Origin of the sequence: Levilactobacillus fujinensis (genome assembly GCF_003946335.1) — a bacterium.
Classification (GTDB): Bacteria; Bacillota; Bacilli; order Lactobacillales; family Lactobacillaceae; genus Levilactobacillus; species Levilactobacillus fujinensis.
This window is the reverse complement of sequence record NZ_RHNX01000001.1, coordinates 160,339-179,377: the sequence shown is the minus strand read 5'-3', so window position 1 is coordinate 179,377 and position 19,039 is coordinate 160,339. Positions and strand designations below refer to the sequence as shown.

15 protein-coding genes are annotated in these 19,039 nt (G+C 48.3%); 8 read left to right on the top strand and 7 right to left on the bottom strand.

Features of this window, described 5'->3' with window-relative positions:
• Positions 1 to 817 precede the first annotated feature (817 nt).
• The 3 genes from EKM89_RS00805 to EKM89_RS00795 form a co-directional block, all read right to left on the bottom strand.
• Positions 818 to 1,669, bottom strand: a complete 852-nt coding sequence (locus tag EKM89_RS00805) for an SAM-dependent methyltransferase (RefSeq protein ID WP_125685251.1) — start codon at positions 1,667 to 1,669, stop codon at positions 818 to 820.
• A 70-nt stretch (positions 1,670 to 1,739) separates the two neighbouring features.
• Positions 1,740 to 2,165, bottom strand: a complete 426-nt coding sequence (locus EKM89_RS00800) for a helix-turn-helix domain-containing protein (protein WP_125685261.1) — start codon at positions 2,163 to 2,165, stop codon at positions 1,740 to 1,742.
• 315 nt (positions 2,166 to 2,480) lie between these two features.
• Entirely contained in the window at positions 2,481 to 4,292 is a 1,812-nt protein-coding gene (locus EKM89_RS00795; RefSeq protein WP_125685250.1) for a M3 family oligoendopeptidase, read from the bottom strand.
• Positions 4,293 to 4,482: 190 nt separating this feature from the next.
• Here EKM89_RS00795 and EKM89_RS00790 point away from each other — a divergent pair, with 190 nt between their 5' ends.
• From EKM89_RS00790 to EKM89_RS00760, 7 genes are all read left to right on the top strand, one after another.
• Entirely contained in the window at positions 4,483 to 5,427 is a 945-nt protein-coding gene (locus EKM89_RS00790; RefSeq protein ID WP_125685249.1) for an alpha/beta hydrolase, read from the top strand.
• A gap of 431 nt (positions 5,428 to 5,858) precedes the next feature.
• Positions 5,859 to 6,542, top strand: a complete 684-nt coding sequence (locus tag EKM89_RS00785) for a YoaK family protein (RefSeq protein ID WP_382333228.1) — start codon at positions 5,859 to 5,861, stop codon at positions 6,540 to 6,542.
• Between the two features lie 182 nt (positions 6,543 to 6,724).
• Positions 6,725 to 8,329, top strand: a complete 1,605-nt coding sequence (gene rny / locus EKM89_RS00780) for a ribonuclease Y (protein WP_125685247.1) — start codon at positions 6,725 to 6,727, stop codon at positions 8,327 to 8,329.
• Between the two features lie 172 nt (positions 8,330 to 8,501).
• Positions 8,502 to 10,229, top strand: a complete 1,728-nt coding sequence (locus tag EKM89_RS00775; RefSeq protein WP_125685246.1) for an ABC transporter ATP-binding protein — start codon at positions 8,502 to 8,504, stop codon at positions 10,227 to 10,229.
• Between the two features lie 18 nt (positions 10,230 to 10,247).
• On the top strand, positions 10,248 to 10,667 hold the full coding sequence (locus EKM89_RS00770) for a hypothetical protein (protein WP_125685245.1): 420 nt from the start codon (positions 10,248 to 10,250) through the stop codon (positions 10,665 to 10,667).
• Positions 10,668 to 10,725: 58 nt separating this feature from the next.
• A complete protein-coding gene (locus EKM89_RS00765) occupies positions 10,726 to 10,905 on the top strand; it encodes a hypothetical protein (RefSeq protein ID WP_125685244.1) in 180 nt (59 codons plus the stop codon).
• A complete protein-coding gene (locus tag EKM89_RS00760; protein WP_125685243.1) occupies positions 10,896 to 11,681 on the top strand; it encodes a DUF6895 family protein in 786 nt (261 codons plus the stop codon). The genes EKM89_RS00765 and EKM89_RS00760 overlap by 10 nt, the downstream gene beginning before the upstream one ends.
• A 124-nt stretch (positions 11,682 to 11,805) precedes the next feature.
• Here EKM89_RS00760 and EKM89_RS00755 read toward each other — a convergent pair whose 3' ends face one another.
• Both EKM89_RS00755 and EKM89_RS00750 read right to left on the bottom strand, forming a co-directional pair.
• Complete coding sequence (locus EKM89_RS00755) at positions 11,806 to 13,377, bottom strand: bifunctional metallophosphatase/5'-nucleotidase (RefSeq protein ID WP_125685242.1); 1,572 nt, start codon at positions 13,375 to 13,377, stop codon at positions 11,806 to 11,808.
• Positions 13,378 to 13,760: 383 nt separating this feature from the next.
• Positions 13,761 to 15,860 carry a Na+/H+ antiporter gene (locus EKM89_RS00750; RefSeq protein WP_125685241.1) on the bottom strand — a complete coding sequence of 700 codons (2,100 nt, stop codon included), beginning with the start codon at positions 15,858 to 15,860 and terminating at the stop codon, positions 13,761 to 13,763.
• Positions 15,861 to 16,407: 547 nt separating this feature from the next.
• Between EKM89_RS00750 and spx the strand changes: the two genes are divergently transcribed.
• The gene (gene spx / locus EKM89_RS00745) at positions 16,408 to 16,806 is read left to right on the top strand and encodes a transcriptional regulator Spx (RefSeq protein ID WP_048734088.1); all 399 of its coding nucleotides are present in this window, start codon (positions 16,408 to 16,410) and stop codon (positions 16,804 to 16,806) included.
• A gap of 662 nt (positions 16,807 to 17,468) precedes the next feature.
• Here spx and EKM89_RS00740 read toward each other — a convergent pair.
• Entirely contained in the window at positions 17,469 to 17,756 is a 288-nt protein-coding gene (locus tag EKM89_RS00740; protein ID WP_125685240.1) for a hypothetical protein, read from the bottom strand.
• Between the two features lie 181 nt (positions 17,757 to 17,937).
• On the bottom strand, positions 17,938 to 18,867 hold the full coding sequence (locus EKM89_RS00735) for an oxidoreductase (RefSeq protein ID WP_125685239.1): 930 nt from the start codon (positions 18,865 to 18,867) through the stop codon (positions 17,938 to 17,940).
• Positions 18,868 to 19,039 lie beyond the last annotated feature (172 nt).

The following is a 19,039-nucleotide window of genomic DNA, read 5'->3' as shown; positions in this document are numbered from 1 at the left end:
GAACTCAAACGTATATTTCTTCATAAAACCACCTCAAAATTATTAGTCTTTCTGTCTAATAATTTTACGGCACTTCAAGACGCCGACTAACATCGTCGACACGGCTAGCTGCATCCCTGGCCGCCTCCGGCTCTGATTGGTACATGTCAATTCCAATCACTGAATCCCAAGTGGTCGCTATAAGCATAATTCAATAGCGCTTCAAACGGTATGATCCGTGTTGCCTCAAACTAACTACGTCAGCCGAGAGGTCGGCAGATATGGGCTCAGGCGCGTCGTTCTACTTAGTCAGTGGGTGGTTTTTCCCACTGGCTTAGTAGAAAACCAAGCTTGGAGACTCGGTCCTTTCGAGGCTTCAAGTTGTGTTCGCACCGATCCAGCCCATATCTGCTGGCCGGTAAGGCGATGGTTGGACAACGTTGCCTATTTTTAGAACCAGTATCGTTGTGACAACAGTCATAATGTGCGTTTGGGAACTTTCAACCTTAGGAATTAAACAACATTGTCTAGTCATCGCCTTATGTCCCACGTTTCGGCACCATAGTAGCGTAAATAAAAGTTGCTTCTTTCAGAATATAATAATTCTGAAAGAAGCAACTTTTGAGTTATGTTCCAGCCTCGTTTTAACTTTACTCATCGTGATGCGCCTGGTAACTCGCGAACGCGGCATAGCCTAACGCCACGACTAACAGAGTGCCCAGACCGTAAAACAGAATGTTCCCCAGAATCATGTTAAATCCTCCCCATCTCTTAATATGCCTCTAATAGCATATCAAAGTGGGAATTTGAGGTAAACCGTTCCGACCAAATTGTAATCTTACTTGACTAAGTAAGCCTGGTCCTTGACCAAATCAAACGGAGTGAAGTGGCGGTTCAATTGGCGAGTTGCCGCATTTTCAACCAACTCGGCGTGAGACCAAAAGGTAGCCGAATCCGTTGCCCCGTTCTTTTCGCCAATGACCACAAAGTCGACGCTCGCCTGGGAGTTGCGAATCGCCTGAAGCAATTCCCAATCCACCGGCAGGCCATCCGGCGACCATGACATGACCACGACGCCAATTTTATCTTGGTATTTCTGGAAGGCTTCCACGGCCCCCAGTGGCTCGATCGTCGTCAGGGCATGCCGGCCAGTCTCGTTTTCCGTCGTCCAGGTCTGACTGTCTGTGGCGTACACGGTCTTGTGCGCGTCTCGCAGGCCCTTTGAGATGTAGCCATTGCCGGCCATCACTTCCAGCACAGCGCGGTCGCCGACAAATTTTGCCAAATCAGTGACAAACGGGGCAGACGTATAGGCCCACATACCATAGTGATTTTCCAGATAGTCACGGAAGGCGCGCAGGTCGTGGTCCAGCCGGGGCAATGTATCGGTCAGGTCATTCCATAATTGGTCACCGGTAGCATCGCCGGTCGGGTACTGACCCTCCAGTTTTCGAAAAATTTGGTCCTGAATGTCGTCCGGCAATTGCAAGAGGGGCAATTGTTGTGGCAAGTCGCCGGCCGCCAACATCTTGTCGGCCAACAGCACATTACTGATTAAAATTTTAGCTGCGGGAAAATCATTAAATTGTTTATAGTAGGCTGCCATCCGGTCCATGTAGGCCGTCTTCCGTTGGCTCATGGGCAGGTGGCGAACCTTTTTTCTAAGTTGTTTCAGCTTTTTTGGATTCACAGGAAAGATCCTTTCAAAATTAAAATAAAAGTCGGCCGATTAGCGTTTCCGCTGACCAGCCGACTCGCGGTTAATGGTTATCATCTAAATGGAGATCTAACTCTTCCTGCTGGTTTGGCTCAGCGCTGGTGTAGCGGTTTTCCTTGCCATGCAGGTAGCCATCGATCAACTGGTAAATTTCATAGCGATCGCGACCACTCAATAATTCACGGTTAAAGCTGAGCTGCTTGCCAGAGAGGAAGAGCCGGCCTAAATCGTACTCGTCGCGTTCTGCCTTACCGGTCAAGTAGTCCATGGTCACATCGAAATATTCGGCTAACTTGCGCACCTCGAGAAAGGACGGTGTTCGAATCCCCCGTTCCCAGTTGCCGATTTGTGACGCTGTGTTGGCGTGGTGGTCATCCGGCCCCACGGAATGTTCGTTTAACCCAGTTGCCAATTGTTCTAGTGTAATGTGTTGGCCGCGTCGCAAGGCCCGAAGTCGTTCAGGAAACATACCAATCACCCTTTTCATCCCGTATTATTATCTTCATTATACCACTCTACGTTACTTTTAAATGAAAGATAACTGGAAGAAGGGCGGTTATGTTGCGCCAGGACTGCATCTGCTAGGAGAAACGCCTCCAGCCAAAATACGCGCTTCCGTCTCGCCTGCAAGCCGTGAAATTCACGCGTCTCTCAGGTCGTCCACACTGTAAGACGGGAAAGTACGCTGACTAACCACCGTCGATGCAGCTGAATCTGCACTGTTCCAGCCTATATTCACCAGTCAGGAAGGCGATGGGGTCCATACTAGGGGGTCACGACGCCCTTATTTCTTAACTAACGGATCAGTTAATCGCATGAACTCGGCCACATCGCGCTTGATGAGCTTGACGCCGGCCAGCCAGAAGTCCGGTTGGGTCAGGTCAACGCCCAAGTGCTTTTGTGCTAGCTCTTCGGTTGACATGTTGGCCGTATCCCGCAACAAAGCAATGTAGGCGTCCTCGAAGTTGCCTTCCTGTTGGGCCTTGGCGTAAATGCCCAGACTGAACAGGTAGCCGAAGACGTACGGAAAGTTGTAGAAGGCGGGTTCGTCGATGTAGAAGTGGAGCTTGCTGGCCCACAGGTGTGGTGAGTAGGTCGATAGGTCGTGACCGAACGCTTCTTTTTGTGCGTTGAGCATCAGCTCGTTGAGTTCGGCCGGCGTGACTAATTTTTGTTGCCGCAGCTGGTAGAAATGGGTTTCAAATAGGAACCGCGCCCGGATATTTAAGAACATCGCTAGGGGGTTATCCATTTTAGCGTTTAACAACGTAATCTTTTCCGCGTCATTCTTGGCCGCCTTCACATTGGCATCGGCCACGATGAGTTCACCAAACGTTGATGCCGTTTCTGCCACGTTCATGGCGTAGCCTTGCCGCAGCAGGGGGAGGTCGCTCATAACACTAGAGTGAAAGGCATGACCTAGTTCATGCGCTAACGTTGAGACGTCGTTCGGCGAGCCCGTAAAGGTCATAAAGATGCGCGACTCGTTAGTTTCTGGGGCACTTTCCATCCAGCCACCAGGCGCCTTACCTGCGCGGTCCTCGGCTTCGATCCAACGGTGTTCGAAGGCGTGCTTTGCCAGTGCCGCCATCTTCGGGGAGAATTCACCATAATGTTGAATGATAAATTCCGCGGCCTCATCGAACGTAAAGTGGTGCAAGTGACTTCCTGGTAGGTTCAGTGGTGCCTCCACGTCTTGCCAGCCAGCATGTCTTTTGCCCAGTAAGGCCGCCTTGCGGTCCAGGTAGTCGAGCAAGAACTGCTTGTTGTCGTCGACCACTTGCCAAATCGTTGCTAAGGTTTTTGCACTTAACCGATTGTCCTTTAGCGGTTTGCGAAGAAAATCAGTGGTCCCATGAGCCGCGTATTCGGTCAACCGGAAGCCAGCCAAATGGTTCAATGTGTCGGCGAAGAGTTGTTCTTTATCCGTCCATGCCTGTTCCCAGGCCGGTAAGAGTTCGGCACGATACTGGGGATCGGCATTTCCCAACAAGTTATTATCAGCCTGGCCCGCGGAAAGGGTGACCGAGTTGCCCGTGGCGTCCTTGAACGGCACACTGACCGTTGCGACCAACGAATCATAGTGCGCGCTCCAGGCCGCCTTGCCATCCATGTTGAGGCGGTTGATCAGGGCCTCCGTCTTGTCATCGAGGAGTTCCTTGCCGGCGTCGCGCATTTCTTTTAAATTAAACGCGATCGGTTGGAGTTCTGGTCGGGTCAGCATCGCCGTAAAGTTGGCATCTGGCACCTGAACCAACACCTTTTTCAGTTTGCCACTGACGTTTTCGGCCTGTGTTTCCAAGTCGAGTAATTGGGCTTCCTTGGGTGCCACGTCGGGATTCTTGATGTCAGCATCGCCAACTGCCATGATAAAGATTCCTGCCTGAGCCAGTCCAGCGTCGATAGCCTGTAACTGGTCAATAAGCTTCACAAATTGCTGGTAGTCTGGCGCGTCACTTGCGGCGTCCCAGCGATCCAGGAGGTCACCAAGCGTTGCGATGGCGCTCTTGATCTGAGTGAGTTTCGTTTTGAGTTGCGATGAGGTAATGCCCCCCGCGAATAGGGAATCGAGGTCCCAATTTAAAGAATATTTCACAGAAATTGCCTCCTAGTTAACGATTTGAGCTGGCCATGATTGCGGTTAATCCAGCGCTGACTTGACTTACAAGCCGTGCTACCGCAATTGGGTACATTATAGCAAACTTCGTAACGATTGCGCTGGCCTAAAGAACTCCGTATACTTACCAATAAGAGAGAGTTGAGAGATGATTAGGGGGAAGCGTAAGATGAAAAAACGATTGAAATGGTGGCTGATTAGCCTCGGTATCGTGATCTTTTTGGTGGCAGAGGGCCTCGTGGGGGCGAGCCTGTACTTTTATAACATGACGGTGGCGAGTGGCAAGAAGAGTTTCGTTGCTACGGACACCCGGTTGAAGAAGTCGGACCCGATGTATACCCAGAAAAAATGGTATCGCGATGTCGCCAAGCAACACTGGACGGAAAAGGCAGCCGGTGCCAATTTAAAATTAGTTGCGGACTACATTCCGGCGGCGCAGTCGAGTAAGAAGACGGTCGTTTTGGTCCACGGCTTCGGGTCTGACAAGGAAGCCATGGGCGGGTACGTCGCCATGTTCCACAATCTCGGCTACAACACGTTGATTCCAGACACCCGCGGTCAGGGTCAGAGCCAAGGCAAGGTCATCAGTTACGGTCACTATGAAAGTAAGGATTATTTGAAATGGGTCGACCAAGTCATTGCCAAACAGGGGCAGGATTCCCAAGTCGTCTTGTTCGGCGTGTCCATGGGCGGCGCCACGACCATGATGACCAGTGGGATGAAAACGCCAAGTCAGCTGAAGGCCTACATTGAGGACTGCGGTTACACCAATGCTGATGCCGAAATTGCCTATCAGGCGAAGCAAATGTACAACCTGCCTTACTGGCCACTAGTGCCACTGACAAGTCTGATGACTAAACTCAAGGCCGGTTTCTACTTCAAGGACGCCAATGCCACGGCCGCGGTCAAGCAGAACCACAAGCCAATGCTGTTCATTCACGGTGGCGCGGACAAATTCGTGCCGACTAAGATGGTCTATACGGTCTACCGGGCGGATGCCGGGCCTAAGGAGCTGCTCGTCGTTCCTGGCGCCAAGCACGCCGCGGCCTTGTCGCACAATCCTAAGCTCTATGAAAAGACAGTCAAGGCCTACTTGGCGAAATATATTAAGTAAGGTTATGCACCGGACAACTCTAGCGTTCCTGCCGGCCTCTCGGCTTAGATTGTGGGATTCTGGCAACGATGACGGATATTTAAATTCACTGGATAGTTTTAATAACAGCGCCTATTAGTCGTCAAAATTTTCTTGTGATATGACTAATGGATAACTGTCGTTGATAGCTTATGATTGAATTAAGCAACCTAATTTTTCAGCTATCTTAGTCGCAGGTCAGCGGGCACAGAGCGTTGTATCGATGGCGTTAGCTGGTGTCCTTGGGCAGCTTAGGCCATGGGACGACCTTGAAGACGCGTAGACTGTCGAGTCGGAGGCCCGAACTTTGGGCTGGAGCAACTCCCTGGCAGGCGGAATTCTGGCAGCCGCGGGCGATACTTGACGTCTAGCTTTTACGATGCGGGCGGTAGCCAAAAGGAGGGATGGGACCAGTGACTGAACGACAATTTCGACCCATGACCGAAACGATTTTGACGCTGGGAGCGACCTTGGTCATGGGGATGATCGATGCCGATACATTTCTGAATCACGGTGCGGTTTTCGTAAGCGCTCAGACGGGGAACCTAGTCGTTTTTGTGGTCAAATTGATGGAACACGGCTGGGGTGATGCTTGGGTCAACGTGCCCGTCTGGATCGGTTATTTTCTGGGTTGTTTTGGTGCGCAGGGACTGAGTGAACACATTAGTCAGGACAATCAGCGCCGACAAATGCGCTGGCTGCTACTCCTGGACGTGCTCGCCTACGCCGTTTTGGCGAGCCTGCAGACGACCTTATCGACCCTCTGGCTGGTCTTTTTCCTTGGCGTCGTGGCCGGATACGAGCTGACGATTTTTCGGCAGGTCGGTGGTATTGGCATCAACAATGGCATCATGACCGGCAATTCCAAGAATCTGGCGACCGATACCTACCGGGCTTGGATCGATGGTGACCGTGTTGCTCGGTTACGGCAGGGGAAATGGGCCCTCGTCCTGATCACCTTCATTCTGGGCTGTGCCATGGGGGCCTGGTTGGCCATGTTAACGGCGCTTGGGGTTCTGTGGATTGCTACGGGCTTAAAATTAATTCTCCTCTGCTGGCTATTTTTACCGGTTGCAATGGAAAAGCCGCGCGGATGATTGGTTGGGTTGTGGCCGTAAATAGCGTATAATTAACTAGAATCGGGTGAAGACTAGACCGCTATTTTGATTTGGGTGGCTCAAAGTCAGCAGTAACGCCATTTTGCGTTATCTTTCCCCCGAAATTACCTATTAACGGGACCCACGATGATTGTGGGAGTGAAATTAAGGAGCTTAGCAAATTGTTAATCACAGGACTAATTATCGGTCTTTTGGTGATTGGGCTAGTGCTCGGCTATCTGGTGCGGCAACATCAGCACCGTCAAGAACTCATGGCGGTCCAGGCCCAGGCGCGAGACATCATTGCTCAGGCAACCGAGAAGGCTAAGAAACAGGTCAGCAAGCTACAGGCGGATAGTCGCCGTGACACGTTGGCTTATCAGCAATCAGTAAAAGACGAATTGACCGAGCAACAGAGCGACATTGCGGTACGTGAACAACGTCGTCAGCAGCGCGAACAAATGCTGGGGCAGATGACTGTTCGGTTGGATGACCAGACTGCGATGTTAGATGAGCGTAGTCAGGCCAACCGCGACCAACGCCAAGCCATTCATTTGGCACACGATCAGGCGACAACGTTACGGGAAGACCGCGAAAAGACGTTGGCGGATCGGGCGGAACTGGATACCAAGGGTGCGCAGGATACGGTGTTACAACATACCGAATTGGCACTCAAGCGTGACCGCGACGTGGAAATTAAAGCGCTGAACGATAACGCCGTTGCCAGTGCCGAGCGTTGGGCCAAAGATGTCGTTTTATCGGCGACGGAGAGTGGCCCGCAAGACTTGCCGAAGGAACACATGGAACATACAGTGGTTGTGCCGAACGGTGAGATCCGCAGTAAAATTATTGGTCGCGATGGCCAACACATCCGGTTGCTGGAAACGTTGACCGGGACGGACTTGATCTTTGTTCCGGACGACAACACGACCCTATTCATCAGTACACATGACCCGATTCGCCGAGAAGTGGCCCGGGTCGCCCTGACGAATTTGATTGCCAGTCGTCGAATTTCGGCTAACCAGATTGAAACGCAGGTGGAAAATGCACAGCGGGATGTTAATCACAGTCTCTGGGAGACTGGGGAACAGACCGTTAGCCTATTACATGTCGGCTGGATGCATCCCGATTTGATGAAACTGATCGGCCGTCTCAAGTACCGAACCAGTTATGGTCAAAATGTTCTGTTGCATTCGATCGAAGTGGCTCAGCTAACTGGTGCCATGGCCGCTAGACTGGGGTATAATACCCGGTTAGCACGGCGGGCCGGTTTACTCCATGATATTGGGAAGGCCATCGACCACGAAGTCGAAGGGACCCACGTGGAAATCGGGACTGAATTTGCCCAAAAGTACGGTGAGGAAGAGGTCGTCATCAACGCGATTGCGGCCCACCATGGCGACGTTGAGAAGACGTCACCACTGTCCGACCTAGTCGCTGCGGCCGATGCCGTCTCTGGTGCGCGTCCGGGTGCCCGGAGCGAGTCCGTTGAGGATTACATCAACCGATTACGGGCGTTAGAACAGATTGCGAACGAACAAACCGGTGTTGCCGAAAGTTATGCTATTCAGGCGGGCCGTGAACTGCGAATCGTCGTCAAGCCACAAGAACTCGACGACAAGGCGGCGGCTAACCTGACCAAGGAAGTCGCTAAGCAAATTGAGGATAAACTGACGTATCCTGGGAAAATCAAGGTCACCACGATTCGCCAACTCGCCGCCGTTGAGTACATCGGTGATGAGAAAAAGAAGAAAAAGAAGCGTAAGAAAAAAGCCGCTAACGAGTAGTGGCTGATTAACTAACGTATGGAGTCGTTGCGCAAGTGAGTGTAGCTTGCCAAACGGACTGCATGCGCTTTTTATTATGACAGTTAATAAAGTATCTAAGTGTCATTTTGAACCACAAATTTTCAGTAGATGTAGACTTGCCCCTAATCTAAATTGAAGGAGTGTGAGTTGCATGAGGTCTTCGAGTAAGAGTAATGTTGTTCGCTTATTCTCAAAGATAAAATTTCCGTGGTTGTTATTTGTCTCAGGAATTGGGTTGACTTTGTTTGGCGTTTCATTTTCGCTAGTGTTGCCCTTGGAAGTTCGAACATTTGTCGACAATTTCAAAACTGGCTTGTCGGCGAGTCGGCTGGTGTTGATTGTTGGTTTGCTGGTTGGCTCAACGCTATTTAGTGTTGGAAGTAACTTCTTGTTGGGCGTTGCCGGGCAACAAATTGTTCGTGATTTGAGAGCTGAAGTTTCGGCTCACGTGATTCATCTTCCAATTCCGTTTTTTGATAAAACACGCTCAGGAGAAATTGCCAGTCACATTAGCAGTGATACGCAGAAAATCAATGATTTGATCAGTAATAATATTAGTTTCTTTGTTTCAGGGACGATTATGACGATTGGCTCTGTCGTAATCTTGTTTATGCTGAGCAAGATATTGACGCTCATTATTGGCTTGACCATTACGATTATGGCCATTTCACTAATACCGATCGCCCAGAAAGAATCAGTTTTACAACACGCGACGCAAAACGAATTAGGCAAATATAGTGCTGACCTGCAACAAGGCGTATCCGAAATTCACTTGATTAAGACGTCTAATGCCGAGGACCATGTTTCTGATGGCTTAGTTAGTCGAATTAAGACATTATATCGGGCTAATCTGGGCATCACCAAGTTGAGTGCAATCATTGATCCAATTGAGTATACGTTGTTAATGGGAACCTTTTTCATTGTGTTCGTCTCTGGCGGTTCACTGGTTGCTAAGAATATTATTTCAGTAGGGTCGTTGACGTCATTTTTACTCTACGTTTTCCAAATTATGACGCCAATTTCTAGTATGAGTCACACTTTTGCGGAGTTTAAATCCGCTGATGGCGCGGCGCAGACCTTAATTGACCTATTTGATGAACCTGTTGAAAAGGATAATCCGAGTCAAACACGATTAGCAAAGGGAACGAATGCCAAGGTTACCTTTACCGGGGTTAACTTTGCTTATGCCGGTAGCGATAAAAAAATAATCAATGATTTATCACTGAGCTTTGATCCAGGAAAGATTACTGCGTTAGTTGGACCTAGTGGCGGCGGTAAATCGACAATTTTAGGACTGGTTGAGCGTTTCTATATGACAGATTCTGGCACAATTCGTTATGGTCAAGAGGACATTAAGACGCTTTCTCTGAAAGACTGGCGGCGGAATATTTCTTACGTTTCTCAGGAGACTTCGATTTTATTTGGGACGGTGCGTGACAATTTAACGTTTGGTCTTCTCAGCCAGCCAACGGACGCGCAACTGATGCAGGCCCTAGACGCCGCGTCCGCATCGGATTTTGTTAAGCAGTTACCGCAAGGCCTAGATACACCCCTTTCAGAGCAAGGGCAAAATCTTTCGGGTGGTCAGATTCAAAGGTTAATGATTGCCAGAGCCTTTTTGCGGCCAGCATCCATTATTATTTTTGATGAAGCCACGGCTAATCTGGACAGTGCTTCTGAAAGTACGATTGAAACGTCGATTGATCGTTTACGCCAAGATAAGACCGTCATTGTTGTGGCACACCGACTGGCAACGGTTAAGAATGCGGATAGAATTTTCTTTATCGAAAAAGGACATGTTACGGGAACCGGCACACACCAAGAACTTATTCAGACGCATGCGCTCTACAAACAGTATGTTGAGGAGCAGTTGTTATAAACTAAAGAGGGGTGCCAGATGCTAAGCTATATTCGTTATCTTCAAAGTCAGGTTGTGAATACAACGGTTGGAGATACATCATCAAGGATTATTGATCTGTTTGCTTCACCACAACGAGAAAGAATATTAAGACCATTAGCACAAGAAATTTTGGAGTTTTCTCCTCAAAAGGAAAGTTTGCTAACGAATCAGTTGGCATCTCTTAAAAATATAGATTCAATTTTAGATGGTCTCTTAATTTTACAATTGTACAATGATGATGTACTGACTTCTCTTGATATCATGCTGATTCAATTTGTTGTGTCCCAGAGCTCATTTATGAGGTCAACTATATTTCTTCCAAAAATCGATTATATAATTCGTCATAGTTCTAAGCAAAAAAGTGAGTCATTTCAAATGCGAAAAACAATCGATAAATTGATTACACAATGTTATTGACACTACCTGAATTCTGATTATACTCATAGTTAATCTTAGATAAGGGAGGAATTAAATTATGACTAAGATGATGAAATTTAGTTTAAAGCTGCAAAGAAATGGTAAAGGAATTACTTTACCGTTCAATACGTACAGGGATGGTGAAGGACACGTTTTTACTTACTTTAAGAATGGTGAGCCTGCAATTGTGATTAATCAAATTGCAGTTAAAGGAGCACTAGAAAGCGCATGGAATTAGAGAGGTCTCGAATTCCATTTGGTCTTTTAGAAGCAAGCGTTGACGATTGGATTAACAACCATCGACGCTTGTTTCTTTTAAATAAAAAATCAACTTTGGAATATTATATTATGCAGGTGTTTTGTTTGAATCGTGCATCAATTGGAAGCTATGCTGACTTACTTTATGAGTCATTATTCACTAGAGGCATTGATAAGAGTCTATCAAATAAAGAGCTTCATGAGTATGTTATTTCTCAAACCGAGACAGATTACGAGCAAATTGAATTACTAGCTATTTATGATTTGAAAAATCAAACGGACCATAGTCAGTACATCCAGGTTCTGATACGACGTGGATTAATGAATTATTTGGCGAGTGTGCCAAGTGAAAATGCAGTCCTTGGAAACCGCGATTTTATTTATGAAATTACGCATACTATTTTTTGGGGATCTAGTTTTGGTTGGAAGAAGAATTTGCTGAAGTCGTCTGTTGATACTGTTCAGCTAGAACATCTTCTTGATTTGTGCTTATCGACCTCGTTAATGGATAATGATATCGATGTGTTATTAGAAGTATTAGTCGGTTATGTTTTATGTGATTTAGACTCGGAACTGAATTCTCATATCTTGAAGGTTTGTATGACTAGATTAGCGAAGTCTTATGATAGTGAAACAGGGCACATCATCTTTGAAACCAAAGGTGATTCATTTGCAACATCGTACCATTCTACTTTGGTTCTCCGAATCTTATTGGGTCAATATTTAAAATCGCAACAAAACAAATCATGCAACTAATGCGTTCAGTATCTTCATGACTTAGCGCCGAACCCCTTTGAACGACAAAATAAAAACGGTTATCCTTTCAATCTCGCTAACAATAGCAGGGTAGAAAGGATAACCGTTTTTCAATTGTTTCAGCTTAATCTTGTGGCTCATTGACCACACTAAAGTTATCATTTGTGGTCGCATCTATCGTCGGGTGTTCTTGCAGGTAGTCCGCGATGATCTCACTCATCGCGCCCTGACTTTCGGCGATGATCTTATCCGCACCGTACATGGCATAGTGCCCGCCACCGACCGCGCGGTACTGGTTCAATGCAATTCGTAACGTTTGCTCCGGCGTAACGGGTTCACCGTGGTACATTAGGCTTTCGACCCGGTGACCCATGGGCTTTGCCACGTTTAGCCGGTAGTCGATACCTTCGTACATATCGTAGTTGTACTGCCGGCGTTTCGGATGAACGAAGGCCGGATTCACAGCAATTTCACCATCTTTTACGGTGAAGTAGCGCGCACTGACCTCCAGCGCCGCTTTCAGGTCAGCTCCCGTGATATTCAGCAGCGACAGGCCGTTGGGATAGACGTAATTGGTCATGATATTGCGCATGGTGATGGGGTTTTCAAACCCACGAGCCTCGTCGTTAAACAGCGCGGTCGCGGAAATATCGGCCCCCATGGTCGCCATTTGGACCTTTTGAATAAATTCGATGTATGGCGTCTCGTGAATCCGAGCGGCAAAGGGATCGGTGAAGGTCATGTCACCCTTGATGTGGCCCAGCGGTTGGTCGAGCCAATGACCGACTTCGTTGTTGAGGTCGGTTGCCGCCGTCAAGACTTTTTGATCTAGCGGGGCATCTGCGGCGCTGACCAATTCGGCATGGTGATGGGTGACGTGAACCGTGCCATCGGCGTCGCGGTCGAGGTCCAGCGTAATTTTACCGACGGCTTGACCCCGGAAACCGGGTTGGGTGGTTGGAATGTCAAAGACATTGGTGGCCAGTTGGCGGTGTTGGTGACCAGTGACCAGAGCATCGATGCCGGGAATGGCCTCTAGGATGTGGTAGGCTTCGTTTTCGCCTACATGAATGTCGTTAGGTTGACCCGTGACCAAATCGCGCTCAAAGCCGCCGTGATAGCAGACAACGACCACGTCAGCGAGTTCTTTGATGATGGGAACGTATTTTTTGGCGGCGATGAAGGCCGATTCGAATTGCAGACCACTAATGTTGGTGGCCTTTTCCCATTTGTAGACGGCTTGGGTGGTCAAGCCCAGAACACCAATTTTAATCCCGTTCTTTTCGATGACCTTATAAGGTTGCCCGTATTCGGGGTTGCCGTTAGCGTCCAAAATGTTTGCGCACAGGATTGACCGTTTGGCGTCACGAATGGCGTCCTGCAAGTATTCCTGCCCATAGTTGAACTCATGGTTACCTAGAATACCGCAGTCGTAATTAATTTGATTGTAAATGTTCATGAGCGGTTGTGGATTGCGGTCGGGCTTGACCCGGGCCACATAGTAGGCCAGTGGAGAGCCCTCTAAAAAATCACCATTCTCGATGGTCACCACGGGACCCTGAGCAGTGGCTTGTTCGCGGGCAATCACCGTGGCAGCGCGCGCCAGGCCAAATCCCTGGTGACTTCCTTTTTTCACATAGTTCGTGGGGAAGACGTACCCGTGGGTATCGCTCGTCGATAAAATTGTCAGCTTCATAACTGTCACCCTCCAATTCGCGAAAAGACGCCAAATCTTTAACGTGTTAAAGAAATTATAAGCTAGTTTGCGATGAGTGTAAATTTCTGGTGGCAAAAATCATTCAATTATGAGATGTTTTCTAACTTAGCGAACTGAAATCGGGTAATTTCGCGGTTCATTTCGCTTGACCGACAAAAAACGACGACCAGACCGGAATTGTCTGCGTCGCCGTTTTTCATACTATACTACGTTTGGAGTAGTGGGGTCGACCGCCGTAGCAGAGCCGCCCGTTATTTTTACTTTTGGAGGAGTAAAATTGTAACTTATTCGTAGTTAATTCGTAAGTTATGCGACAACTATAACAGTTAATTGTGAAGAAAATGTGACGCTTCGTGGAGAAATCAATCAGTCGCCGCAATTTCTTGCATGTAAAGCATTTGGTCGGTTGAAATTTGTTGGTAGAGTTCGTCTGCAAGCTCTGGTGAAAGCTTACGGGCGTTGCGTTGTTCGCGGACGTAGGTGTACTCAAACTGGAAGGCTTGAATAAATAATTCGTTTTGTTGGCTGTCATCTTGATTGGTGTCGATGCGCCGATGACGGGCGTTGTAATAGTTCCGCACGGTATTGACCTCGGTTTGATTGTCGACGCTGGCAATGCTCGTAAGAAAATCAATCACGTTGGTGTAGACGCCGGCTTCGATCTTGTAGAAATTTTCGCGTCGTTGTTGGTTGATACGTTGATTACGTGGTGGGCGACGTTGACCGCGTTCCTTTTGTCGGGCGATACGGCGTTCCTGCGCCGCTTGTTGTCCCGGCATGTGCGGGCGCTGTTGAAACTGTTGTCGTTGCTGAGCGATACGCTTGTCACGCCGACGATTGCGCATCAATCCATGGATCATTCTGTGCGTGACAGCGTGGGCAACGCGGTGCCAAACGAAGCGAATCCACAAGGTGAGGTTGACGAATGGATTGTTACTACTCATTTGTGATTTGAGGACCAGCATGCGGACATACCTAGAGGCGAAACTTTGGGGAACCGTCCCGTCATCAGCAAAGGCCTGCACCGTTTTGACTTCGACCTGCGTGGCTTGATTTAAAATGGTTTGGAGTTTCTTCTTGTCCGGTCGTTGGTCCGTGGCTTGGCTATTGAGAATTTCAATCACGGATTGGGTGGCGGCAGGTTCGGCCGTACTCTCCTGGGCCAAACGGTCGGTCGCATAGGCCACCAGCGCCTTACGTTCCTTGAGGGCCGCTGCGGGATCCACGGGCAGTTCCTTATTTGGCAAAACGAATGGCAATACAATGGTGGGAACCAGCAGACTCAGGATAATCACGACTGCGGCGATAAAAATCATGGTATTGCGGAAGGGAAAAGCAGCGCCGTTAAATGTCAGGGGGAGCGAGAAGGCCATGGCTAGCGTGATGGTTCCGTGAACGCCGGAGAGGGCCCCGACCAACGCATTTTTTCGGCGATCGGACTTATCGGAGTGCACCAACGCCCAGTCGAAGCGAATCCAGAGGTACCGGAGTGCGAGCATGACCAGGTAAAGGGTGACGGCCAACAAAAAGTAGATCGGCAGCGACTTGGTATCGTCCTGCTGAATATTTACCCAGACGGTTGGTAGCGAGACCCCTAATAGGACGAAAACAAAGCCGTTGAGGACGCTGGTAATGATGCTCCAGGTCGACCGGGAGACGAGCTGCAACTGCGTACTGGAGAGGCGCAGTTGGTTGTTAGAGGCACTGTAGATCAATCCAGCAGCAACGACGGCTAGAATTCCGGAGAGGCCGAGGTGTTCGGCAGCCAAGTAGATGAGAAAGGGGACGAGGACGTCGTAGGGCACGATGACACTGGCAGAATCTTTCCCACTTTGAACCAGATAAACGCGGGCCCAAACGGCGATGACCCCGAGAATCAGGCCAATCAGAAGGCCGCCGAGAAAGACGAACAGAAAGTGTTTGATACCGCCGCCGACAGAGAATTTACCGGTTGTGAATGCGGTCAAGGCGAGACTGAAGGCCACCAAACCGGAAGCGTCGTTGAAAAGCGACTCGCGTTCCAGCATACCCATGACCCGTTCGGGGACCGCGATGTTGGTGGTGATCGACGAAACGGCCACGGCATCGGTTGGTGTGACGATGGCGGCGAGGGCAAAGGCCAGTGCTAAGGGGATGCTGGCAATCATGGCGTGACTCAGGTAGCCCATTAAGATGACCGTGAGAATGGCCAGAATGACCGCCATGGAAAGGATCGATCCGATATTTTTGCGGAGTTCCTTACCGTCGGCGTTACTCCCGTCATAAAACATAAGGGGCGCAATAATCAGTAACATAAACACTTCAGGTTCAAGGATGAAGTGGTGATAGAGGGGCACCAGGGATAGGAGGGCACCAGCAAAAATTTGATAAAAAGCTTGTGGAACCAAGGGAAAATACGGGTAGAGCGTGTTGGCGACGATGGTCGCGAGCACTAGCAGTAGGACGGCATAGAAGACGTTCAAAGAAATTTCCTCCCAGTGGAAATGATTTAGTGCCCTTATTTTACAACTAATAGCGAACAAAGGGGGAAACGAATATCTTTACATAGCAGAAACGCCGGTTTAGCCACATTGGTTAGTTTGGAGTGTTGAATTTTGATTAAAATCTCGATTAAAAGTGAATATAAATTCTGTTATTATGGATATTAATACATCTCGATGAAAAAGACACACGTGGCGTATTTAATGGATAATCAAAATGACTTATCAGGAGATAATTTACTAACTTTAACAACCTTGTGACGAAACTAACGGCGATAATCCCACAATTTTTAATTAATATCACAAATTCGATTGGGTCAAAGGTAATGGTTGGGGACAACAACCAACCCACTAAAAAATGTTGGTTGTAATTTAGAAAGTTTCCAAAAAAGGTTGATTATTCATTCAATTGTGGTAACATATAAGTTGGTTCTACTAGATAATTCAGTGAAATATTTAGTAGTGACCAAGCGAAGTCAATTGTTTTTTTCTATCGTTACTCAATCCAACGATAAGGAAGTGCTGAGATATGATCAATTTATACATTGCGCCAAGTAGCGCATCCAGTCGGAAGGCCCGTGCATGGCTGAAGGGACATGATATTGCGTTCAGAGAACGGAACATCAAGTCCAAGCCATTGAACGCAGCCGAAATTAAGCAGATTCTTCGCTTAACCGAAAACGGCAGTGAAGACATCATTTCGACCCGGTCGAATGTTTTCAAGCAACTACACGTTGACCTAGATACGCTCTCGGTTAGCCAGTTGGTTGATTTGGTTGTAAAGTACCCTGATTTAATCAAGCGCCCCATCATTTTTGATGACAAGCGTCTTGAAGTGGGCTACAACGAAGAAGAAATTCGGCGGTTCTTGCCTCGCGACGTGCGGACGGCGGAATTACACCATTTGGAATCACAACTAAGTTCATAGACTAGATCGATCAGTTCTCGGGGGAGTGCTGATCGGTTTTTTTTGTTTAGAGACGATTGATGAATTAAACAATGAGAATGAATAGGGAATGGCGCTGTTTAGGCATCTAAGTGGGACTTGTAGGAATGATCCTTTAGTTTTCAGCGGTCCACGTTATTGGCGTTCCTGCTTATCTTTTTTTACCGAGTTTCTTGAGTTCTAATTTGGGCAGTTTGACGGTAGTTGTTGTGACCATGGATAGCTTAGTATAGAATAAGATGTATGGAAAAATTTGTTGAGATTCTGTGTTTGTGCATAGTGGTTGGCTTGCTTTTGTTTTTGATATTTAAGTTTGTGACGGATTTTAAAGCGACATTAGTGTTAGCGCTTGCCATATTGGTTGTGAGTTTTGTTAAAACACGCTTTTTTGGGAAGAATTAATTATGAGAGATCATTGCTGCAGATTGTGGTGGTGGTCTTTTTTTGCGTTTAGTTTAGCAACGCTATGGTTTTCTCCGCCGGCACCGACTTGGATGCAATTTTAGGTGGTACGCACAATGTTAGAGTATAAGTAATCTTTGATTGGATATTGAAATATGCTGAGTAATAAAAAAGAGTATCATGCCAGCTGTTTGCTTGCGACGATACCCTTTTAATCTCTCAGTTAAAATATTAGAATACCACTAAGCGTGTTGCTGCTTCCGATAGTTCTGCGCCATATTTTGGTAGCCAAGCTGTTCCAGCGTTTCCACCACGGTTGATTCAATCGTGCCGGTCGCAACGACGTCAAAGCCTGCCAATTGGGCAACAATCAGGCTTTCAACCCGGTGGACGACTGTGGGGTCGTTGGTGAGCGCCGTTAACGCCGCGTGGATCTTCCGCGAGTTAAACGGAACGTGCTCCCCAGCTAAGTTTTCCACGGTTAGTCCGCCGGGATGCATCGTGGTCTGTGATCTTCTTAAAACGTCCATCGTCTTTAGCCCTCCAAGCCTTGGGGAACGTAAATCTAGTTGATTTCTACGTTCGGTCAAAATGAGTATAAGTCTATGTTACGATGAATGAACAGAAATTACAACTAGATATTGGGGGGTAAAAGACACTTTTTCTACATATAGTAGCAAAACCACAGAGCGTGGTACTCCGGATTTTCCGTTAGATTCCGCGTAAACTTTCCTTGGCATGAATCTGCTGCGCCAGGTTGGCATTGATAGGCGCGGGAACACCGAGTTGGGCGCCTAATTTCGCCACATAGCCGTTCAGAAAATCGACTTCGGTCGGGCGGTGCTTGGCCATATCCTGGTGCATGGACGGATAGTGGCCACCGTTAGTCATCGGGTCGAATTGCGCGGCGATGAGGTTGGTCACAGCCTGCGCATCGAAATTAATCTTAGCAGCATCCGCCACAGCTTGGAACTCATCGAGTACGGCGTCGTTAAGCGTTCGCCAGTTAGGCAAGGCACCAAACTCGCCAATATTGCAGTCGAATAAGGTACAGTAGGTGTTCAATACACTATTGAGGCCAGCTTTTTTCCAAATGGCGGCCAACACGTCCTCGGCCACACTCGCGTTGAGTCCAGCATGGTTGAGGGTGTTCAGCACATCTGGGAGGTCAGGAAATTCGGCGGGGACGATGGCCTGTAGCGAAATGCTGCCAGTTCCCGTGACCGTGATGTGACCCGGACCAGTGAGACTGGAGGACCAGATGGTGGTTCCCGCCACGATACGGTTTTTCGGCACGTGTTTTTCAATCGTTTCGATGTTGCCGATACCGTTGGCGAGGGTCAACACGACCGGCTGATTACTCAGCACGTCGCCCAATTCCGTCAACATATGGTCCATCTGCATCGCTTTCGTGAAGAGAATAATGAGGTCAAAATGATCGGTGACGTCCTGTGGCGCCGCAGCGGTCATAGTCGTGACCTGATCGGGGCCCTCGTCGGTAGTGACGGTGAGACCAGTCGTGTTGATCGTTGCCACGTGATCAGCCCAGTTATCGATCAAGGTGACATCGTTGCCAGCAGTCTGTAGCTTCACGCCAAAGCGACAGCCCATGGCGCCAGCGCCCGCAATTGCAATTTTCATATTGAATCACACTCCTTGTCATGTAGTTGTGTTTAGTCTACCATGCTTTGTTCGCCACTGGCTGACAGGTGTGGTCAATCACTTCTATATGTTACTTAAACTCGGCTTAGGAATTGACATCGGTTGACGACTAGGCTAACATGAAAAACAATCAAATGAGAATATAATGAGA

Bases quoted from the DNA above. Each gene is read 5' to 3' on its own strand.
- EKM89_RS00800 (WP_125685261.1), bottom strand. From the start codon at position 2,165: ATGTTTCCTGAACGACTTCGGGCCTTGCGACGCGGCCAACACATTACA.
- EKM89_RS00790 (WP_125685249.1), top strand. From the start codon at position 4,483: ATGAAAAAACGATTGAAATGGTGGCTGATTAGCCTCGGTATCGTGATC.
- EKM89_RS00775 (WP_125685246.1), top strand. From the start codon at position 8,502: ATGAGGTCTTCGAGTAAGAGTAATGTTGTTCGCTTATTCTCAAAGATA.
- EKM89_RS00770 (WP_125685245.1), top strand. From the start codon at position 10,248: ATGCTAAGCTATATTCGTTATCTTCAAAGTCAGGTTGTGAATACAACG.
- EKM89_RS00765 (WP_125685244.1), top strand. From the start codon at position 10,726: ATGACTAAGATGATGAAATTTAGTTTAAAGCTGCAAAGAAATGGTAAA.
- EKM89_RS00760 (WP_125685243.1), top strand. From the start codon at position 10,896: ATGGAATTAGAGAGGTCTCGAATTCCATTTGGTCTTTTAGAAGCAAGC.
- EKM89_RS00755 (WP_125685242.1), bottom strand. From the start codon at position 13,377: ATGAAGCTGACAATTTTATCGACGAGCGATACCCACGGGTACGTCTTC.
- spx (WP_048734088.1), top strand. From the start codon at position 16,408: ATGATCAATTTATACATTGCGCCAAGTAGCGCATCCAGTCGGAAGGCC.
- EKM89_RS00740 (WP_125685240.1), bottom strand. From the start codon at position 17,756: ATGGACGTTTTAAGAAGATCACAGACCACGATGCATCCCGGCGGACTA.
- EKM89_RS00735 (WP_125685239.1), bottom strand. From the start codon at position 18,867: ATGAAAATTGCAATTGCGGGCGCTGGCGCCATGGGCTGTCGCTTTGGC.